Origin of the sequence: Streptomyces malaysiensis subsp. malaysiensis (assembly GCF_040653035.1) — a bacterium.
Classification (GTDB): Bacteria; Actinomycetota; Actinomycetes; order Streptomycetales; family Streptomycetaceae; genus Streptomyces; species Streptomyces malaysiensis.
In genome coordinates, this window is the sequence record NZ_JBEZNG010000014.1 from 152,234 (window position 1) to 157,010 (window position 4,777).

A 4,777-nucleotide genomic window follows, 5' to 3' on the forward strand; every position below is an offset into this window, starting at 1 on the left:
GTGATCGGGCATTGGCGCTAACTCCTTACAGAGACGTTCGCAGCGTGTGCCTCGGATACGCGCGCAAGGGGAGTGGCGGAGACGACGTGCAGGGTCGACTCCAGCGCGGCGAGCAGCTTCTCGATCGTGGCCGGGGCAAGCAGGGATTCGTCGAAGACGACCGTGCCGTGCAGCGTGCCGGCATCGTCGAAGAACCACATCGCCAGCTCACCGTTGGTGATGCCCAGGTCGGTCTCGATCATCCAGAACCGCCGGCTGGTGACGCCGGGCAGGACGAGGTCGGAGGCGAGCGAGCTGATCAGCTGGAACTGGACCAACGGCTCGGGCAGGCCGGGCGTGGCGGCCCGCATCGACGCGTAGGGGAGGTTCTGATGGGTGTGCGCGCCCAGCACGGTCGTGTGCACGCGCCGCAGGACCTCGCGGAACGTCGGATCGTCGGACAGGTCGACGCGGAGGGCGGCGACCTTTGCGAAGAAGCCGATCAGGTGGTCGGTCTCGGGCCGGCCGCGGTTGGCGAACGGGGTGGTCACCACGATGTCGTCCAGGCCCGACAGGCCGGCCGCCGCGAGCGCGAAGGCGGCCAGCAGGGTCTCGTACAGCGTCGTGCCCTCCGCCTCCGCGAGCCGCCGGGCCGCCGAGGTCGCCTCGGGCGAGACGGTCCAGGCTTGGGAGCGGCCGGCCGGGGCCCCGTGCCCGCGTGGCCGCTCGGTCGGCAGTCGCAGGGCCGCGGCGCCTGAGAGGTTCGTACGCCAGTAGTCCTGGTGCTCGGCCAGCACGAGCCCGGACATCACGCCGTGCTCCCACTGGGCGAAGTCCGAGTACGTCGTGGTGATCTCCGGCAGCACGGCGACGGGACCACCGGCCAGCTCGGTGTACAGGGCCGACAGCTCGCGGACCAGCAGATCGAACGACCAGCCGTCGCCCGCGATGTGGTGCAGTATCAGCAGCAGGAGGTGTTCGTCCTCGGCGATCCGCACCAGGACGGCGCGCAGCAGGGTGCCGCCGGTCAGGTCGAAGGGACGTGCGAGCTCGGCCCGGATGGCGTCGGCCGCCGCGTCCTCGGCCGTGACGTGCACGACGTCGGCGCTGACCGGTGCGGGATCGCGGACCATGAGCACGAAGCCGTCGCCGTCGTCGCGGAACCCGGTGCGCAGCGACTCGTGGCGGGCGACGATCCGGGTCAGGGCGCGGTCGAGGACGTCGCGGTCGACCCTGCCGCTCAGCCGGAATCCGTATGGGCTGACGGGGAAGACCGCCTCGTCGAGCAGCGAGTCACGGGTCATGAGCAGCTGCCGCTGGGCGAGCGTGATCGGTGCGGGTGTGGCCCCCGAGCGTGGTGTGATGGCCGGTATGCCGGTCGCCGAGGCCGAGTCGATGGCCTCGGCGAGGCGGGCAGGCGTCCGACCGTCGAACAGTGTCCGCATCGGCAGGTCGCAGTTCAGTTCGGCGCGGATGCGGGACACCACGCGGGAGGCGAGGAGGGAGTGCCCGCCCAGGGCGAAGAAGTCATCGTTCACGCCGACGGCCGGCGTCTCCAGGACATCGGCGTAGATGCCGCACACGGCGGACTCCGTCGGATTGCGCGGGGCGACCGGTGAGGACGAGGGCGTCGACCAGGTCTCCGGGTCGGGCAGCGCACGGCGGTCGGTCTTTCTGCTCGTCGTCAGCGGCATCGCGTCCAGGACGACGAACGCGGACGGCGTCAACGCCGAGGGGAGCAGCCGCTCGACGTGGTCACGCAGTTCGGCGCCGATCGTCGCGGCGTCCGCGTCGGTCACCACGTACGCGACCAAACGATCGTCACCGCGGTCGTCCTTGTGCACGGCCACCGCGGCCTGCCTGACGGCCTCGTGTTCGGACAGGACCGTCTCGATCTCGCCGAGCTCGATCCGGATGCCGCGGATCTTGACCTGGTTGTCGATCCGGCCCAGGAACTCGAGGTTGCCGTCCGGCAGCCTGCGGGCCAGGTCACCGGAGATATACATCCGGGGCTCCGAGCCGGTTCCCCCGGCGATGAACCGCTCCCGGACCAGGTCGGGGCGGGCCAGGTAGCCGCGGGCCAGACCGATGCCTGCGATGCAGAGCTGTCCGGGAACGCCGTCGGGCACGGGACGCAGGGCGTCGTCGAGGAGGTGGATGCGGGTGTTGTCGATCGGTGGCCCGATGGGCGCCGTGGCCGGCCAGGTGGAGACGTCCGCGGGCAGCGTATAGCCGGTGACCAGCTGGCTCTCCGCCGGACCGTAGTGGTTGTGCACCCGCAGGTGGGGACGGTGCCGGCACAGCTCGCGCAGCCTGGTGTCCAGCACGAGCGGCTCGCCGCCCTGGCAGAGGTGGCGCAGGGCGGACAGGCCGTTCCCGTACGGGTCGACGTGCTCGACGATCGCGCGCAGCACCGTGGTCGGCGCGTAGATGCGGGTGATTCGGTTGTCGTCCATCCACCGCACCAGCCGGGCGGGATCCAGCCGCACCTCGTCGGAGGGGATGACGAGCGTGCCGCCGAGCAGCGCGGAGAAGATCTCCTGCACCGAATAGTCGAAGGTCGACGTGATGAATTGGACGGTCCGGCTGTCCGGCTCGCGGCCCATCGTGCGCTCCTGCCACAGCAGCAGGTTGACGACGCTGATGCCGGGCATGAGCACGGCCTTGGGGCGGCCGGTGGAGCCGGAGGTGTAGATCGCGTAGGCCAGGCTGTCGCGGTCCAGCCGCACGTCGGGCGCGCTGTCCGGCTGCTCGCGCAGGCCCGGGTCGTCCAGCGGGATGACGTCGCGGACGTCCTCGAACCGGGACCGGTGCTCCGGCTGCGTCACCACCGTGGCGATGTCGGAGTCGGCGAGCACGAAGCGGGTGCGTTCGAGGGGATGCTCCGGGTCGATCGGCACGTAGGCCGCGCCGGCCTTGAGGATGCCGAGCATCCCGACGATCATCTGGGCGCCCCGGTCGAGGCAGAGCCCGACCAGGGTGCCGGGGCGGACACCCCGGTGGATGAGCAGGTGTGCCAGCCTGTTGGCCCGGCGGCCGAGTTCGGCGTACGTGAGGGTGACCTGCTCGTCGATGACGGCGACGGCGTCCGGGGTCCGGGCCGCGGCGACCGCCAGCAGCTCCGGGAGCGAGTCGACCGGCAGGGCCCGCTCGGTGTCGTTGGACGGAAGCGCGGGCAGGCGGGTCTCGCCGTCCGGTGTGAGCGGGACCGTCGAGATCGGATCGTCCGGGCGGTTCAGCACGCTGCGCAGAACGAGCGTCAGATGATCCAGCAGCTGCTCGATCCGGGCCTGGTCGAACAGCGCCCGGCTGTACCACATATGTCCCAGCAGCCGGTCGTCGGCGGCGTCCTCGTAGACATGGAACTCCAGGTCCATGCGGGTGAAGAACTGGTCCATGGCGAACGGCTCGGCCGTGACCCCGGGCAGGGTGACGGGGTTCGGCAGCATCGGCAGGAGCTGGAAGAGCACCTGCACGACCGGGTTGATCGCGAGGTCGCGGGGCGGTGCCAGCCGCTCCACGAGCAGGTCGAACGGCAGGTCCGCGTTGGCGAACGCGCCGGTGGCGGCCGTCCGGGTCCGCCGCAGCAGCTCACGGAAGGTGGGATCGCCGGAGAGGTCCCCGCGCAGCGCCAGCGTGTTGACGAACATGCCGACCAGCCCCTCCACCTCCGCGCGGTTGCGGTTGGCGGTCGGGGTGGCGACCAGGACGTCGTCGGTACGCGCGTAGCGCGACAGCGTCACCTGGAAGGCGGCCAACAGGGTCATGAACAACGTGGTGCCCGACGAGCGGCCCACCTCCCGGGCCGCGGCCACCAGCTCCGCCGGCGGGGACCACGACACGCTGCCCGCGTCGGAGTCGCCGATCGCCGGTCGGGGCCGGTCGGCCGGCAGGTCCAGCACCGGGGGAGCGCCCCGCAGATGGTCCTGCCAGTAGGCCAGCCGCTTCTCGAGCCGGGGGCCGGACAGCATGCGGCGTTCCCACTGGGCGAAGTCCGCGTACTGCACCGGCAGCTCGGGCAGGTCGGCCCGCGTACCGCGGAGCAGGGCCGAGTATTGCGCCGACAGTTCCATCTGGAGGATGGCCAGCGACCAGCCGTCACCGGCCACATGATGAACCGTGAGTGCCAGCACGTGGTCGTCGTCCGCGAGCCGTACCAGCAACGCCCTCAGGACGGGGCCGGTGCTCAGGTCGAACGGCTCGGCCGTCTCCCGCCGGATCAACGTCCGGGCGTGCTCCTCGTCCCGGGCGTCCACCTGCCGCAAGCCGGTGGCACCTCCCGGCAGGATCCGCTGGCGCGGTTCGCCGTCGTCGGTGTCGAACACGGTCCGGAGGGCCTCGTGACGGTCCACGACGAGACGCAGCGCCCGCCCCAGCACCGTCGGGTCGAGGGGGCCCCGCAGCCGTTGCACGATCGGCAGGTTGTAGGAGTTGCTCGCCGGTGCGATCTGGTGCATCAGCCAGAGGCGCTGTTGCGCGAAGGACGCCGGAAGAGGCCGGTTACGGTCCACCGGACCGATGCCATTGCCGTCCGGTTTACGGCGCAGCCGGGGACTTTTGGAAGCCATTCACCTCTCCCGGAAAGGTATTGCTCGCGCATCCAGAAAATGCCCGAGGTGGCGCTGTGCAAGCGAACACCCGCCGGTGCTTTCCACGCAACCCCCTAGGTTTCCGGCCAGGCGAAACGGGCGTAGGGGGGTGAAAAACAAGGGTGGCACGGCATGGCGGACGTCTGTATCGGACTGCTACGGTCCGGAATGCATTACCGGGTGAACTGCACTTCGCCGGAAGGGTATGA

At 70.6% G+C, this 4,777-nt stretch carries 1 protein-coding gene; it reads right to left on the reverse strand.

What is annotated here, in order from left to right:
- Positions 1-17: 17 nt before the first annotated feature.
- Positions 18-4,547 (reverse strand): non-ribosomal peptide synthetase, encoded by a 4,530-nt coding sequence (locus tag AB0E24_RS26380; RefSeq protein WP_359380534.1) that lies wholly within the window; start codon positions 4,545-4,547, stop codon positions 18-20.
- Positions 4,548-4,777: the final 230 nt, after the last annotated feature.